This is a genomic window from Echinicola arenosa, assembly GCF_014841125.1.
GTDB lineage: Bacteria > Bacteroidota > Bacteroidia > Cytophagales > Cyclobacteriaceae > Echinicola > Echinicola arenosa.
The window spans coordinates 345,885-360,331 of sequence record NZ_JACYTQ010000002.1 but is presented as its reverse complement, the minus strand read 5'-3'; the positions used below and the strand labels follow the sequence as shown (position 1 = coordinate 360,331).

The 14,447-nt window shown below is 40.0% G+C and carries 15 protein-coding genes; 14 read left to right on the top strand and 1 reads right to left on the bottom strand.

Annotated features, from left to right (window positions below; genetic code table 11):
* Positions 1-105: 105 nt before the first annotated feature.
* The 13 genes from IFO69_RS06340 to IFO69_RS06280 all read left to right on the top strand — a co-directional run bounded on the left by IFO69_RS06340 (position 106) and on the right by IFO69_RS06280 (position 11,940).
* Positions 106-771, top strand: a complete 666-nt coding sequence (locus IFO69_RS06340) for a CBS domain-containing protein (protein ID WP_192009235.1) — start codon at positions 106-108, stop codon at positions 769-771.
* Between the two features lie 17 nt (positions 772-788).
* Entirely contained in the window at positions 789-1,664 is an 876-nt protein-coding gene (locus IFO69_RS06335) for an NAD kinase (protein WP_192009234.1), read from the top strand.
* 104 nt (positions 1,665-1,768) lie between these two features.
* Positions 1,769-2,518 carry a type IX secretion system protein PorG gene (gene porG, locus IFO69_RS06330; protein ID WP_192009233.1) on the top strand — a complete coding sequence of 250 codons (750 nt, stop codon included), beginning with the start codon at positions 1,769-1,771 and terminating at the stop codon, positions 2,516-2,518.
* An 82-nt stretch (positions 2,519-2,600) separates the two neighbouring features.
* The gene (locus IFO69_RS06325; RefSeq protein ID WP_192009232.1) at positions 2,601-3,338 is read left to right on the top strand and encodes an isoprenyl transferase; all 738 of its coding nucleotides are present in this window, start codon (positions 2,601-2,603) and stop codon (positions 3,336-3,338) included.
* A 5-nt stretch (positions 3,339-3,343) separates the two neighbouring features.
* Complete coding sequence (locus IFO69_RS06320) at positions 3,344-6,040, top strand: BamA/OMP85 family outer membrane protein (RefSeq protein ID WP_192009231.1); 2,697 nt, start codon at positions 3,344-3,346, stop codon at positions 6,038-6,040.
* A 3-nt stretch (positions 6,041-6,043) separates the two neighbouring features.
* Entirely contained in the window at positions 6,044-6,565 is a 522-nt protein-coding gene (locus IFO69_RS06315) for an OmpH family outer membrane protein (RefSeq protein WP_192009230.1), read from the top strand.
* 18 nt (positions 6,566-6,583) lie between these two features.
* The gene (locus tag IFO69_RS06310; RefSeq protein ID WP_192009229.1) at positions 6,584-7,141 is read left to right on the top strand and encodes an OmpH family outer membrane protein; all 558 of its coding nucleotides are present in this window, start codon (positions 6,584-6,586) and stop codon (positions 7,139-7,141) included.
* Positions 7,142-7,242: 101 nt separating this feature from the next.
* Positions 7,243-7,548, top strand: coding sequence for a thioredoxin (gene trxA / locus IFO69_RS06305; RefSeq protein ID WP_192009228.1), 306 nt, complete (start codon positions 7,243-7,245; stop codon positions 7,546-7,548).
* A gap of 294 nt (positions 7,549-7,842) precedes the next feature.
* Positions 7,843-8,319: a DUF4168 domain-containing protein gene (locus IFO69_RS06300; protein ID WP_192009227.1), complete on the top strand. Its 477-nt coding sequence runs from the start codon at positions 7,843-7,845 to the stop codon at positions 8,317-8,319.
* Positions 8,320-8,482: 163 nt separating this feature from the next.
* Positions 8,483-9,514, top strand: coding sequence for a ferrochelatase (gene hemH, locus IFO69_RS06295; protein WP_192009226.1), 1,032 nt, complete (start codon positions 8,483-8,485; stop codon positions 9,512-9,514).
* Between the two features lie 90 nt (positions 9,515-9,604).
* Positions 9,605-10,783 (top strand): CynX/NimT family MFS transporter, encoded by a 1,179-nt coding sequence (locus IFO69_RS06290; RefSeq protein ID WP_192009225.1) that lies wholly within the window; start codon positions 9,605-9,607, stop codon positions 10,781-10,783.
* 27 nt (positions 10,784-10,810) lie between these two features.
* The gene (locus tag IFO69_RS06285; RefSeq protein ID WP_192009224.1) at positions 10,811-11,413 is read left to right on the top strand and encodes a DUF2179 domain-containing protein; all 603 of its coding nucleotides are present in this window, start codon (positions 10,811-10,813) and stop codon (positions 11,411-11,413) included.
* Positions 11,414-11,421: 8 nt separating this feature from the next.
* Positions 11,422-11,940 (top strand): hypothetical protein, encoded by a 519-nt coding sequence (locus tag IFO69_RS06280; protein ID WP_192009223.1) that lies wholly within the window; start codon positions 11,422-11,424, stop codon positions 11,938-11,940.
* Here IFO69_RS06280 and IFO69_RS06275 read toward each other — a convergent pair.
* The gene (locus IFO69_RS06275; protein WP_192009222.1) at positions 11,937-12,875 is read right to left on the bottom strand and encodes a 1-aminocyclopropane-1-carboxylate deaminase/D-cysteine desulfhydrase; all 939 of its coding nucleotides are present in this window, start codon (positions 12,873-12,875) and stop codon (positions 11,937-11,939) included. The genes IFO69_RS06280 and IFO69_RS06275 overlap by 4 nt on opposite strands.
* 44 nt (positions 12,876-12,919) lie before the next feature.
* Between IFO69_RS06275 and IFO69_RS06270 the strand changes: the two genes are divergently transcribed.
* Entirely contained in the window at positions 12,920-13,963 is a 1,044-nt protein-coding gene (locus IFO69_RS06270; RefSeq protein WP_192009221.1) for an RluA family pseudouridine synthase, read from the top strand.
* The last annotated feature ends 484 nt before the right edge of the window (positions 13,964-14,447 follow it).

Sequence of the window (14,447 nt, the reverse complement as noted above, 5' to 3'; positions counted from 1 at the left end):
TTATTGTAATAATTCCTTAGGATTTTAGTTCTATTTATCGCCAAGCAAACTTGTTTGCGGCACAATTCGTTTTAATAAATGATGACAATTTAATATCTTTAAAATATGCAGGCGTACGAATTTATCAATAACATGATTCCTCCTTTGAAATACAGTGATAAGGTCAAAATGGCTTTGTCATGGATGGAGGAAATTCGTACCGATGTATTGCCAGTAGTAGATGAAGGCATTTTCCGGGGACTCGTGACAGATGAGATGATTTATAATATCAATAGGGAAGATATTTTGATCTCTGAAGTTCCATTGGAAGCCGAAGGCTGTTTTGTGCTCAAAGAGAAACATATCTATGATGTGTTAAGGGTAGCATCAGAATACCAAACCAATATGGTGGCCGTGGTGGACAGTGACAATATTTACCATGGAGTGGTGACTTTGGAAGATGCTATTGCCGCTTTTGCGGATAGCCTTTCCATTCAAGCCCAAGGTGGGGTTTTGGTGCTTTCCATGTTTATGACCGATTATAGCCTTTTTGAAATTGCTCGGGTGATCGAGTCAGAAAATGCGAAGATTTTAAGTAGCTTTTTGACCAGTGACCCATTGGATGAGAGCAAAATCAAAGTGGTTTTGAAAATTGATAAGACAGAGTTGAGACATGTAAAAGCTACCTTGGAACGTTTTGGATATAAGGTTATTGATCACTATCAGGAAGAAATGGGAGTAAGTGGGGAGCAGGACAGGCTGGACAATCTATTGCGATTTTTGAATATTTAAACAATGAATCAAACTCGATGAACATTACCATACATGGTATAAATTTCCAAAAGGAATTTGTGCCATACATTGAGCAGTTGATAGATGCATTGCATCAGCACAACGCTAAAATATACTTAACGGAAGCTTTTTTAAAGAACCTAAAGAAATCCGGAGCCAAGGCTGCCGGATTCACTGTATTAGGCAGCCGAGAAGAATTGCAGCACATGGACTTTGTCATTTCCGTGGGAGGAGATGGGACTTTATTGGATACTGTCTCCATGGTAGGAGAGTATGAGGTTCCGATTTTAGGAATTAATACCGGAAGAATGGGTTTTTTGGCAACCATCGCCAAAGAGGATGTAGGCAAAGCGGTGGAGGTGCTTTTTGATGGAGCATTCACCATTCAGGATAGAATATTATTGAACTTAAAAGCTGACCAACCTTTATTCAATGGCGTGCCTTACGGCTTGAATGAATTTACCATCCACAAGCGGGATACTTCTTCAATGATCACCGTACACACGTATATTGATGGGGAGTATTTGAACAGCTATTGGGCAGATGGTCTGATCGTTTCTACTCCTACTGGCTCTACAGGTTATTCATTGAGTTGTGGAGGGCCATTGATTTCTCCCCTGGCCAAAAACTTTGTGATCACGCCGGTAAGCCCTCATAATTTGAATGTGCGACCCATGATCGTTTCTGATGAAAGTGAAATTACTTTTACCATTGAAGGGAGAAGCAAGAAGTTTTTGATATCATTGGATTCCCGATCCACAGCGGTGGATGCATCGGTCAAGCTAAGGGTCAAAAAGGAAAAGTTTGTTGCGAAATTGGTTAAGTTTCATGATTATAGTTTCTTTGATACTTTGCGGAAAAAGCTCAATTGGGGCTTTGATTTGAGAAATTAGTTTTAACATAAATTAACCCTGAGAATACTGGAGAGGGTTTTTTATTCGTTTAGTACTTTATAAATTGCAGCGTCTTGAAAAAAGTCAATTTTCAAATTTTGTGTATGTTCATCGTTTTGGGAGTGTCAATGCTTGGCATTTCAAACAAAGCAAAGGCACAGCAAAATGAATATGGCTTGGGGCTAGGGGTGGCGACTTATTCGGGTGATATCATCCGCAGGTTAGATCCCAAACAACTAGGCCTTCAAGGTACGTTTTTTGGCAGACGAAATTTTGACAATGTTTGGAGTCTCCGGTATGGAATTTCCCTCGCAGGGCTTAACGCAGCGGATAGTATCCGTCCATTGGATGCGATGGCTGCGGCCAGAAATGCCTATTTCAAAGGGCTTTTGGTAGAAGGCCATGTTGTGATGGAATATCATTTTCTGGATTACTTGGCTCCACATTCCTCTGTAAGGTATTCTCCATACGGTTTCCTTGGATTTGGTTATTCAATGTTCTTTGCAGATGGACAGTCTTTTCAGGGTGATCCGACAGACAGTGATTATTCACTTTCCACTCCGGTTATCCCCTTTGGTTTGGGGATTAAATACAGACTGAAAGAAAGGCTGTTTTTAGCTTTGGAGTTTGGATTTAGACCTACTGTCTCGGATTTCTTGGATAAGATAGAGTATAATGAAAATTATATTCCTCGATTCCCTGATCCTAATTATGTTCCGGACCCCAACAATCCTGATGATACAACTCCTGTTTATGGCCTCAATTATGGTAACAAATCTGATAAGGACTGGTATTATTTTTTAGGTGTTACGCTTAGCTACTCCTTCCATCAGATAGAATGCTTTAATTATTAATTAATTGGGCTTCGGGATAGAATATTAAAAAAGAAATAGCATTTTTGTACCTCCAAAAAATTAAGTTCGGACAAAGACTGGAATGAAGGAAGAGTTAGACAAGGAAAGAATTCCTAATCACATTGCGGTAATCATGGATGGCAATGGCCGATGGGCGCAAGGCAAAGGAGCCAAGCGTGTCTTTGGTCACAGAAATGCCATTACCGCTGTTCGGGAAACGATCACTGGCGCAAACGACCTTGGTGTAAAGTATTTGACACTTTATACCTTTTCCACAGAAAACTGGTCAAGACCCAAGTTTGAGGTGAATGCCATTATGGAGCTTTTGGTGAAGACATTGACCGATCAAGTGCCCAACCTGATGGAAGATAATGTTAGGTTGACATTGATTGGAGATATCAACACCTTGCCCAAAAGAGGACAAGCCAAATTGAGAGAGGCCATGGAAGTGACCGCTGGAAATACAGGTTTGACCCTGATCTTGGCACTGAGTTATAGTGGGAGATGGGAAATTACCAATTCGATTAAGGACATTGCCAAAAAAGTAGCTGACAAAGAGCTTGATGTAGAAGCAATCACAGAAAACCTGATTGCTGCACACTTGCTGACCAAGGACTATCCTGATCCGGAATTGTTGATCAGGACCAGTGGCGAGTTGCGGATCAGTAATTTTCTGCTTTGGCAATTGGCTTACACAGAGCTGTATTTTACAGAAGTGTTGTGGCCGGACTTTAGAAAAGAGCACCTGTTTGAAGCAGTGGCGGACTACCAAAATAGGGAAAGACGCTTTGGCAAGACAGGGGCACAGATAAAATCATGAGATTAATGAGAAGAAGCTTACTCTTAATATGCTTACTCCTTTTTGCAGGCATTTCACAGGCCCAGATTAGACTGGGACAGAGTCGTTATGCAGTGCAAAAACCAGTGGATATTTTAGATCTTAACTATGCACAGCCGCAAACCTACAAGATTGCGGAAATCAAAGCGGTAGGTTTATCCACGCTAGATGAAACGGCTATTATTTCACTTTCCGGTTTGAAAGTAGGAGATGAGATCAGCGTGCCAGGTGAAGCGATTTCCAATGCCTTGAAGAAGCTTTGGGGACAAGGAATTATCGGTGATGTGAAAATCATGGTCACCAAGATAGAAGGTGATGAAATTTACCTGTTGCTTGACCTGACCGAAAGGCCACGCTTTAGCATAGTGGAGTTTAGTGGGGTTTCCCAAACCCAAGAAAGTGAGCTTCGTGATAAAATACAGATCAGAGGGCGTGTGGTTCGAGACGATGTATTGAATACTTCCAAAAGAAACATCAGGGAATACTTCGTGGAGAAAGGTTACCTCAATACGGAAGTGAAAATCATTCAGGAAAGAGATACTTCATTCCCCAACAGTGTGAAATTGCGTTTTGATGTGGACAAGAAGTCCAAGATCAAAATCAATGAAATTGCCATTGAAGGAAACGAGAACATTACCGATGGCAAGATCAAAAAGAAGATGAAGAAGACCAATGAGCATGCTCGTGTGCGGATCTTCAGGAATGTCTTCTCAAGGGTGGCCAATGCAAGCCCAGAAAATGTAGCCAACAGTGTCACCAATAGAAAAGTGGTTTCTGATGAGGAATTAAAAACCTACATCAACAAGAACTTTAAGCTGAACTTCTTTAGCTCTTCCAAATTCAATAAGAAAGAGTATAGAAACGATAAGGACAATGTAATCAGCTTCTATCAGAATAAAGGTTATAGAGACGCGGCGATCACACGGGACTCTGTTTATAACTTTGATGAAAGAACAGTAAATATTGACCTGGATATCGAAGAAGGTAAGCAGTATTATTACAGGAATATCTCATTTACTGGGAATTATATCCACGATAACAAAGTGCTTCTTCAGAAGTTGGGCATTGAAAAAGGAGATGTCTATAATAAGGAGCTTTTGGATAAACGTTTAAATTATGACCCTACTAGGGGGGATGATATCAGCTCCTTGTACCAAGATGATGGTTACTTGTTCTTTACCATTGAGCCAGTAGAGGTCAATGTAAAGCAAGATTCTATTGATATTGAGATGAGGATCTTTGAAGGGCCTCAAGTAACAGTAAACAGTGTTTCCATTGAAGGAAATGAGCGTACTTCTGATCACGTGGTCATGCGTGAAATCAGGATTTTACCAGGACAGAAATTCAACAGAGCCCTATTGGTAAGAACAATCAGGGAGCTTTCACAGATTGGTTACTTCGATCCGGAGACCATTAATCCAGACCTAAGACCAAACTTTGAAGACGCGACAGTGGATATTGTCTTCCAGTTAGAAGAAAGACCTAATGACCAGATTGAACTGTCCGGTGGTTGGGGTGGTTTCTACGGTTTCGTAGGTACTGTTGGTTTGGTTTTCAATAACTTCTCAGTAAAAAATATCGGAGACTTCTCCAAGTGGAGACCGCTTCCGGTGGGTGATGGACAGAAACTGAGCTTAAGGGTACAGGCCAATGGTAAGAGTTTCCAAAACTATAGTTTCTCATTTACGGAGCCTTGGTTTGGAGGGAAGAAGCCCAATGCTTTAAGTGTAAGCTTTAATCACTCTGTTCAACGACAGATTGACATCTACAACCAATCTAACTTTGGGGAGGAATTAGGTTTCTTTAAAATTACAGGTGTAACGGTGGGCTTGGCTAAAAGGGTAACCTGGCCGGATGATTACTTTAGTGTAAGTAATTCCCTGCAGTTCCAGATTTATGAGTTTGATGAATATGGTAGAAGTTTTGGTTTGAGTTATGCTACGGGTAGATCAAACAGTTTGACTTATAATTTCACGGTAAGTAGATCCAATGTGGATAGTCCTATTTATCCAAGAGCAGGGTCAAATATTTCCTTAAGTGCGAACTTCACACCGCCATACTCCGCCTTTAATAAGAACATTACTGCTGAGTCTCCTGATGAGGAAAAATACAAATGGTTAGAATACCACAAGTGGATGTTCGATGCCAAATTCTATACGCCGATCTTTGGATCAAGTAAATTCGTGATCAGTGCAAGAACACACATGGGCTTCTTGGGGTCCTATGGAAACAAGATTGGCATCATCCCTCTTGAAAGATTCGTGATGGGAGGTGATGGTATGACCTTTAACAACTTCTCCTTGGGTCAGGATATCATCGGCTTGAGAGGTTATGAGAACCAGGTGATCACGCCAGGTAGAAGGACAAGGGGACAAGAAGGAGCTGATCCATATGGTGGTATCGTTTATAATAAGCATGTAATGGAACTGAGGTTCTTGGTTTCTCCAAACCCATCTGCGACCATCTTCCTATTAGGTTTTGCTGAGGCAGGTAATAACTGGGGAAGTTACTCGGAATTTAATCCTTACGATTTGAAAAAGTCAGCTGGTTTTGGTGCCAGGATCTTTATGCCAGCCTTTGGACTTTTGGGGATAGATTGGGGATACGGGTTTGATCCTGCTCCAGGGGAAATCCAGCCAAGTGGTGGCATGTTCCACTTTACCATTGGTCAACAATTCAGATAAAGTATGAAAAAGTGTCTTGGTTTAGTATTATTTTTATCACTGCTCAGCGCTGCTACAATGGCGCAGAAGATTGGGTTTGTGGATTCTGAATACATACTAAACAAGCATCCTGATTATAAGGTGAAACAGCAGGAGATGAAAAGCCTGGGAGATGCTTGGAAAAAAGAGGCACAGAATTTGGAGAAAGAGATCCAGGAAATGTACAATGAACTCAAAGCGGAGGAAGTACTGCTGACCGAGGAAATGTACGATGAGCGTATGAAATCCATTCGCGAAAAGGAAGCTGCCGCCACAGCCTTTAACACAAGGGTTTTTGGAATAAATGGGCAGTATTTTCAGAAGCAGGATGAGCTGATGAAACCCTTGCAATCAGAAATATTTGATGCAATAGATAAGGTGGCCAAGAGAAATGGTATTGCCATTATGTTTGATAAAGCTGCCGATTTGTCAATGATATATACTGATCCGGTACATGATTATTCGGATTTTGTGATAGAAGAACTAGGAATAGAAGAAAACAAATAACTTAATTAAACTAAAATTATGAAAGTAAGAATTATCCTTTCAGCCATTGCAATGTTTGGCTTTTGCTTGGTAGCACAAGCGCAAGACGTGAAAATTGGCTATACCAACGTGGAAGTGTTGATGAGTTTGATGCCGGAGATGGAGCAGATCGATGCTGATATGAAAGATTACGGTACACAGTTAAGAACAAATGTTGATACAAAATCTCAAAATTTTCAAAGAGAAGCACAAGCATATCAACAAGCGGCTGCCACTATGACGGATGAAGCTAGAGCTGCTAAGGAGCAGGAATTGATGAAAATGCGAGATGAAGCGGCAAAATATGAACAAGATGCTCAGGTTTCTTACCAAAGAAAACTAAGTGAATTGTTAGAGCCAGTACAGACTAAAGTGTTCAATGCCATCAATACCGTTGCGGCAGAGCATAACTATACGCATATCTTCTCTGAGACTGCAGGTCAGGCTCCTGTATTGCTTTATACTAAAGAAGCTGATAAGTTTACGGAATTGGTAGCGGCAAAATTGGGAATTGAACTTCCTGAGCAGATGCCAGAAGATGCCAATCTTCCTCAATAAATAGAAATAGTAAGACATCAATGAAAGCCCGGTAATTACCGGGCTTTCCTCGTTTAGGAACTTTTTGATGTTTAATCTCCTTGACCAACCAAAAGTGAACTATGGCTAAAAAGAAATTTCATGACATCATTGCCAAGTCTGAGGAAGCAGTACTGGTAGACTTTTACGCGGATTGGTGCGGCCCTTGTCAAACCATGTCTCCCATAGTACAGGAAGTGGCCAATGAGTTTGCAGGTAAGGTAAAAGTCCTAAAAGTCAATATTGACAAAAACCAACAAGCGGCATTGAATTTTGCTGTTCGGTCCATCCCTCACTTTATTTTGTTCAAGAAGGGAAAGATCCTTTGGCGGAAGGGAGGTTTGATGACCAAGCGGGAGTTGGTAAGTAATCTTAAGGGGTATTTGTGATTCTTAAAACTGATTTTATTTTTTCTGATTATCCGCAATGATGCCAGTAACCTTAAATCCTTTGCTTAAAGTGGTCAGAAGTTTGAAGCCTGAAGACCGAAGCAGTTGATATTTTAATCAAAACGAACATTTCGACTCGCTTTTAACCTTTACTGGTGCAATTGCGGATATACATTTTATTTTTTCAACTAATTTATTTTTTAATTGTAATAATGGTATCCTTTTGTCGTTAATTAGGGTAAAAGAAAGATTTTTTTTACTTTAAAAATCTAAAATTTGAAAACCAACCAACTTATGAAAAAGCTAAAAGTATTAGGTGTATTAAGTTTATTATTATTGCTGGGATCAGTGATGCAGGTAACTGCACAGCAAGCTCAAGGAGATCTGACTTTCACCGATGAGGATTACGAAAAGTTTGTTGATATCAACACAGAAATAATTCCTGTACAACAAAAAGTACAAGGCGAAATGATGAAGGTCATAGAGGAAGAAGGGCTTGAAGTAGCTCGTTTTCAAGAGTTAGCCAGGGCTCAACAAAGTGGAGATATCAAGGAAGCTTCTGAGGACCCAGAAGAGATCGCTAAATTTAACAAGGCCGGACAAAAGGTAATGAAAATGCAACAAGAAGTGCAAACGGAAGTTCAGGGATTGATCTTGGAAAATGATTTTACAGTCCAGAAATTTCAACAAATGTCGATGGCCTATAACCAAGATCAGGAGGTGAAGGCCAAGATAGACACCCTGATGGACAAGAAAATGAAAAAAGAATAGTTATTTGAGATAATAATGTTTCCTAATAGAAGCGGTCCAATGGTCCGCTTTTTTTCGTTTTTAACTTTTAATAGATTTGGTCAATGGCTACTCGAAAATATCCATTGGCAATTTGTAACAATAGGTTGTACTTTTGGTTTCCTTTTAAAAAGAAACACAGTTTATGAAAGAAGTGGCGAAAACCGGTGTGTTGCTGGTCAATTTAGGAACCCCAGACAGCACAGCTGTACCCCATGTAAGAAAATATTTACGGGAATTTTTAATGGATGGAAGGGTCATAGATATTCCTTTTCTGTCAAGATGGTTGTTGGTAAACTGTATCATTGCTCCTTTTAGAGCGCCCAAATCTGCTGCCGAATACCGTAAATTGTGGACCGACCGTGGTTCTCCATTGCTTTTTCACACGGAGGATCTCAAGGATAAATTAGTCCAGCAGCTGGACTCCAAGCAATACCATGTAGAGATGGCGATGCGCTATCAAACTCCAAGTATAGAAAATGGACTTAAAGCTATGCAAGAGGCAAAAGTGAAGAAAATCATTGTTTTGCCTTTATTTCCGCAGTACGCGTCAGCGACGAATGGTTCGGTGATTGATAAGGTGATGGAGGTTGTCAGTAGTTGGCAAGTGATTCCTTCTATCAGCTATATAGCAAGATTTATGGATCACCCTTTATTTTTGGAAGCGTGGAAGGAAATAGCTGATGGGGCCAAAGGTGACCAGGAGTATGATGCTTATCTGTTCTCCTATCATGGTTTGCCAGAACGACAGATCCAAAAGGCATCGTGCAATGGTTACTGTCAGTTAAATGCGAAATGCTGTGCAACCCAAACCTCTTCTAATCAATACTGTTACAGGGCGCAATGTTTCTATACCACGAGACTATTAGCTGATAAAATGGGACTGCCAGCAGATAAGGTACATACTTCCTTCCAGTCAAGGTTGGGAAAAGACCCTTGGGTCCAGCCTTATACAGAGGATAGCATCAAGGACCTGGTGAAAAACGGAGCAAAGAAGGTGTTGGCTTTTTCTCCAGCATTTGTAGCGGATTGTTTGGAAACTACTGTCGAAGTAGGGGAGGAATACAAAGAAGTGTTTGAAGAAGCTGGAGGAGAGCAGTGGGACTTAGTACCCTGTCTCAATTCCAATGATACCTGGGTTGATTGTGTAAAACAGTTGGTCTTAGAGAATAGTTGATTTTTCCGGGAAAATAAGCGTTTTCTTTGTGAATACCTGTTATTGAAATTTGTAACTTGATTCCTGTCAATTTGCAATAAAATAAAGCTGATGGATGGATTGCAGCAAAAGAAAGGAGGGGCAAATGGTTTGCTCATTTTGGGGATCATTTTAGTCTCCTTTTGTCTAAGGCCTTCAATTACTTCTGTTGGGCCACTTATTCCGATGATTAGGGAAGATTTGGATTTGTCCAATGCTTGGGCGGGTTTTTTGACCACATTGCCCTTGTTGACTTTTGCTACTTTTTCCTTGTTTTCATCTGCTATTGGAGCCCGGTTAGGAAATGTCAGGGCCATCCTGTTAGGGCTGGTATTGATTGGAATAGGCGTCTTTGTCAGGGTACAGGCTGGTTCTGTACTTTTATTTTTGGGGACGGGATTGACAGGTGTCGGTATCGTGATATGCAATGTATTGTTGATCCCTTTGATCAAAGTCAAGCTTCCGCATAAAATAGGCATCATGACCAGCATCTATACTACTGGGATGTCCCTTTTTGCAGCGGTAGGTACAGGGGTGAGCGTACCCTTGGCCGTAGATTATAACTTGGGTTGGAGGGGATCTCTGCTTTTTTGGGTTGGTCTGATTGTGTTTGCTATAGTCGTTTGGATTCCTCAAGTGAGAAAAAATAAAGTAAAAGGGCCAGATGAAGGGCTTACAGGCGGTAAAAATGTCTGGAAATCAAAACTTGCTTGGCAAGTAAGTATCTTTATGGGAATTCAATCCATGATGTTTTTTACGCTAATTGCATGGCTTCCTGATTTATTGATTACCAAGGGTTTCTCTGCCGGGCAAGCAGGTTTGTTGATGAGTTTGATGCAGATAGTGGGCTTGATCGGGTCATTTATAGCACCTTTAGTAGCTGTGAAGTTTGATGAACAAGTCAGGACTTCATTTGGGATTGGCACCGTTTACTTTTTAGGTTTTTTGACACTTTTTAGCCAAAGTGAATGGTTGATTTTCATTGGACTTACATTAGTTGGTTTTTGTTTGGGGGCCAGTATTAGTTTGGTCTACACTTTGATAGGATTACGCACTGAGGGTGCTACCACAGCCAGGTTGTCAGGGATGGCACAATCAGCTGGGTACTACTTGGCGGCTTTAGGGCCATTAATAGTGGGGGCGCTTTTTGATATCTTTCAAAATTGGAATATTTTGATTTTACTCATGCTGCTATGTGCTGTAGTTTTTGGGCTTTTGGGCACAAAGGTGGGGAAAAATGTTAAAGTTTAGCAATTACCAAGTCTTATTAAATAAATCATGGAAGAGTTCTTTAGTTCTATCGGGATAGATAATGAAATTTTTAGCTATGTAGTGATGCCATTGCTGATTTTCTTTGCCAGAGTTTGTGATGTCAGTATCAATACTTTGAGGATCATGTTTGTTCTCAATGGCAAGAAAAATGTTGCGCCCATTTTGGGTTTTTTTGAGGCCTTGATATGGTTATTGGCCATCGGACAGATTTTTCAGAATATTGACAACCCCATGTCTTATCTCGCCTATGCAGGTGGATTTGGGGCAGGAACCTATATTGGAATGGTGATTGAAGAAAAACTCGCCTTGGGAAGGGTGCTGGTAAGGGTAATTACAAAGGACCCCATGCCGGAGTTAATCGATTTTATGAAAGAAAGAGATTTTCGCTTTACCAATGTGGGTGCGGAAGGACGGTATGGTAAGGTGAATTTACTCTTTACGGTGATGAAGCGAGATGTGCTGAAGGAATATATTGCTAAGGTAAAGGAAGTTAATGATAAGGCTTTTTATACCATCGAAAGTGTGAAGCGCATTAGCGAAGACGACTTTAACGTAATGGAAGATCGCCCCAGGTTTACAGCCAAGGTTTTTAACAGAGTCAGAAAATAATTGTCTAAATGGATATACTGGAGATTCTGGAAAGTGGACAGTCAAAAGACAATACAACCAAAATAGTCAATTACATTGGTGGTGATCCTGACCGTTTTGATGAGCTGTTTAATCTTTTTAGAAATGGAACTTATAAAGTTACGCAACGGGCTTCTTGGCCTTTAGGGATAGCAGCAGAAAAGTTTCCTGACTTACTTTTGCCCTATTATAAGGATATTGTCATAATGCTAAAAAAGGCAAATGTCCATGATGCGGTGAAAAGGAATATTTTGCGGATGCTTCAAGATCAGGATGTACCAGAAGTTTATGAAGGGGAAGTGTTAAATGCAGCTTTTACCTTTTTAGAAGATAAGGCACAGCCCATAGCTATTAGGGTTTTTGCAATGCAAGTGGTTTATAATTTGTCGGAACGTTATCCGGAAATAAGGCCAGAACTGAAATTGATAATTGAGGACATGTTGCCATATGCCAGTGCTGGAATTAGGAGCCGAGGCAAAAAAATACTCAGCATGCTCAGTAAGGATTAATGGTTTGCCAAGGATGTTCCAAAATGCTCATTAAAGCCTCTTATGCCCTGCAGACCGCCAGAATGAATGACTAAAATATTGGAATTTGGTTTGAAATAGCCCATTTTGACCAGGTCAAAAACAGCATAAAGTAATTTTCCCGTATATATCGGGTCAAGTGGAATGCCAAAGGATTTTTTGAAATCCATAATGAATTGGATCAATTCTGGTTTGTGTTTGGCGTATCCACCAAAGTGGTAATTGGTGAAAATTTCGTAATTATTGGAATGTTTAATTTTGTGCTGCTGTAAAATGGATTTAATTTCATCATGAACGAAATCTCCTTTTAGAGATGAAATTCCTATTGTTTTTTGGTGCGACATGGAGGATTTGATAAGCCCGGCTAAGGTTCCTCCCGTGCCAATACAGCTGCAAATATAGTCCATGCTCAGGTCTTCGGGTCCAATGATTTCTGCCGTGCCCTTTATAGCCAGGGAGTTGGTGCCTCCTTCAGGAATCATATAAAAGCTACCGAACCTATCCATTAAACTTTGGCTAACTTCTTTACTGTTTTTATTTCGATAGGTAGTGCGGTCCATATATTGGATGTCCATTCCACTTTCTAGGGCGTATTGGATGGTTGGACTTGGAGAAATGGATGGTTCTCCACGGATAATGCCTATGCTCTTAAAGCCTTCTAATTGGGCTGCAGCTGCAGTAGCTTGGATATGATTGGAATAAGCTCCCCCAAAAGTAAGTAAAGTGTCTTTACCTTGCTCTTTGGCTTCTGCTAGATTGTATTTTAGTTTAAAAAACTTGTTCCCACTGACTTTTGGATGAACCAAATCCAGCCTTTTGATATAAAATTGGAGCTTGAACTTTTGAAGTTCAGGAAATAAGATCTTTTGAGTAGGGTATGGATTCGTTTCCAGCAAAGGTGATAAAGTTGATTTCATCCAAAATTATCAAAACTTTCACAATAGACCTGTATTTTTGCAGAATGACTGAAGAATTAGACGACGAAATTTTTGACCAAGAAGGAGAGGGGCTTAATGAGCACTTGAGGATTGAAGTAGATAAGGGGCAGAGTGCTTTGAGGTTGGATAAATTTTTGACAGATAAAGTAGCCAATGCCACTAGGAATAAGGTTCAACAAGCCATTGAAAACGGAGATGTAAGGGTGAATGATGGTTTTTCAAAGGCCAACTATAAAATCAAGCCGGGCGATGTGATCACTGTAATGTTAGAAGCGCCAAGTACAGAAACAGAGGTGCTTGCAGAAAAGATAGATTTAGACATACTTTATGAAGATGATCATTTGTTGGTGGTCAATAAGCCTGCGGGTATGGTAGTGCATCCCGCTTATGGGAACTGGACAGGTACTTTGGTCAATGGCTTGGTTTATCATTTTAATCAATTACCGGAATTGCCAGGAAACACTGGAAGACCTGGCTTGGTACATCGAATTGACAAGGATACAAGTGGGTTGTTGGTGATAGCTAAATCAGAAGCGGCCATGACAGATTTGGCAAGACAGTTTTTTGATCATAGTATTGAGCGGACCTATATCGCTTTGGTCTGGGGAGAACCTACCGAAGACGAAGGTACCATTAATGCCCACGTAGGGAGAAGTGCTAAAAATAGGAAAGTAATGGATACTTTTCCGGATGGAGATCAGGGAAAGCATGCAATTACCCATTGGAAAGTGCTTGAGCGCTTGCGCTATGTTTCCTTATTACAATGTAATTTGGAGACAGGTCGTACGCATCAGATACGTGCACATATGAAGTATTTGGGGCATCCTTTATTTAATGATGAGATGTATGGGGGGGATAAAATCAGAAAAGGAACCCAGTTTTCTAAATACAAAACCTTTATTCAGAATTGTTTCAAGCTATTGCCGCGACAGGCTTTGCATGCCAAATCATTAGGCTTTGTTCATCCGTTTACCAAAGAGTTTATGCAGTTTGATTCTGATCTGCCAGAAGATATGATGGGTGTTTTAGAGAAATGGCATAATTATGTAAATCTTGATGATTATTAAAGAAAATTGAAATAACTGTAAAAAACGAACTTTATATTTAACTATACGTTATCTTATAAGTGTATTTATTGATGATGAGCTAAAAGGAAACTGGTATTTCATTATGGAGTTTTCAAAAATAGGTTCTTTTTTATTTGTTGTAAGGTATTGATTTACAATAAGCAATAGGGTTAATTAAAAAAAATGTAAAAATGTGTTAAAACTTTTTAAAAATTTTTGTGATTAAGATTCTTGCCGTATCTTTGTAATGTTATCGGAGATCAAAAAAGATTGATTCTCAATAAATTGTAAGGTGGGTGGTGCCACTCACGAATGGGGACGAAAGTCTAAAAAGGTTCGAATCCTTTTCTTACAACAGGTTATTTTGGGTTTATTGTTAATTGACTAAAGCTATGAGATTATATTTCATAGCTTTTTTTATGCCTATACCTGAGTAATAACTACTTTTTTGGATCAAACCGTAAAGTTAGGGGGACAATATTTA

Excerpts from the sequence above, each read along its gene's own strand:
- IFO69_RS06340 (WP_192009235.1), top strand. The coding sequence starts at position 106 with ATGCAGGCGTACGAATTTATCAATAACATGATTCCTCCTTTGAAATAC.
- IFO69_RS06335 (WP_192009234.1), top strand. The coding sequence starts at position 789 with ATGAACATTACCATACATGGTATAAATTTCCAAAAGGAATTTGTGCCA.
- porG (WP_192009233.1), top strand. The coding sequence starts at position 1,769 with ATGTTCATCGTTTTGGGAGTGTCAATGCTTGGCATTTCAAACAAAGCA.
- IFO69_RS06325 (WP_192009232.1), top strand. The coding sequence starts at position 2,601 with ATGAAGGAAGAGTTAGACAAGGAAAGAATTCCTAATCACATTGCGGTA.
- IFO69_RS06320 (WP_192009231.1), top strand. The coding sequence starts at position 3,344 with ATGAGAAGAAGCTTACTCTTAATATGCTTACTCCTTTTTGCAGGCATT.
- IFO69_RS06315 (WP_192009230.1), top strand. The coding sequence starts at position 6,044 with ATGAAAAAGTGTCTTGGTTTAGTATTATTTTTATCACTGCTCAGCGCT.
- IFO69_RS06310 (WP_192009229.1), top strand. The coding sequence starts at position 6,584 with ATGAAAGTAAGAATTATCCTTTCAGCCATTGCAATGTTTGGCTTTTGC.
- trxA (WP_192009228.1), top strand. The coding sequence starts at position 7,243 with ATGGCTAAAAAGAAATTTCATGACATCATTGCCAAGTCTGAGGAAGCA.
- IFO69_RS06300 (WP_192009227.1), top strand. The coding sequence starts at position 7,843 with ATGAAAAAGCTAAAAGTATTAGGTGTATTAAGTTTATTATTATTGCTG.
- hemH (WP_192009226.1), top strand. The coding sequence starts at position 8,483 with ATGAAAGAAGTGGCGAAAACCGGTGTGTTGCTGGTCAATTTAGGAACC.
- IFO69_RS06290 (WP_192009225.1), top strand. The coding sequence starts at position 9,605 with ATGGATGGATTGCAGCAAAAGAAAGGAGGGGCAAATGGTTTGCTCATT.
- IFO69_RS06285 (WP_192009224.1), top strand. The coding sequence starts at position 10,811 with ATGGAAGAGTTCTTTAGTTCTATCGGGATAGATAATGAAATTTTTAGC.
- IFO69_RS06280 (WP_192009223.1), top strand. The coding sequence starts at position 11,422 with ATGGATATACTGGAGATTCTGGAAAGTGGACAGTCAAAAGACAATACA.
- IFO69_RS06275 (WP_192009222.1), bottom strand. The coding sequence starts at position 12,875 with ATGAAATCAACTTTATCACCTTTGCTGGAAACGAATCCATACCCTACT.
- IFO69_RS06270 (WP_192009221.1), top strand. The coding sequence starts at position 12,920 with ATGACTGAAGAATTAGACGACGAAATTTTTGACCAAGAAGGAGAGGGG.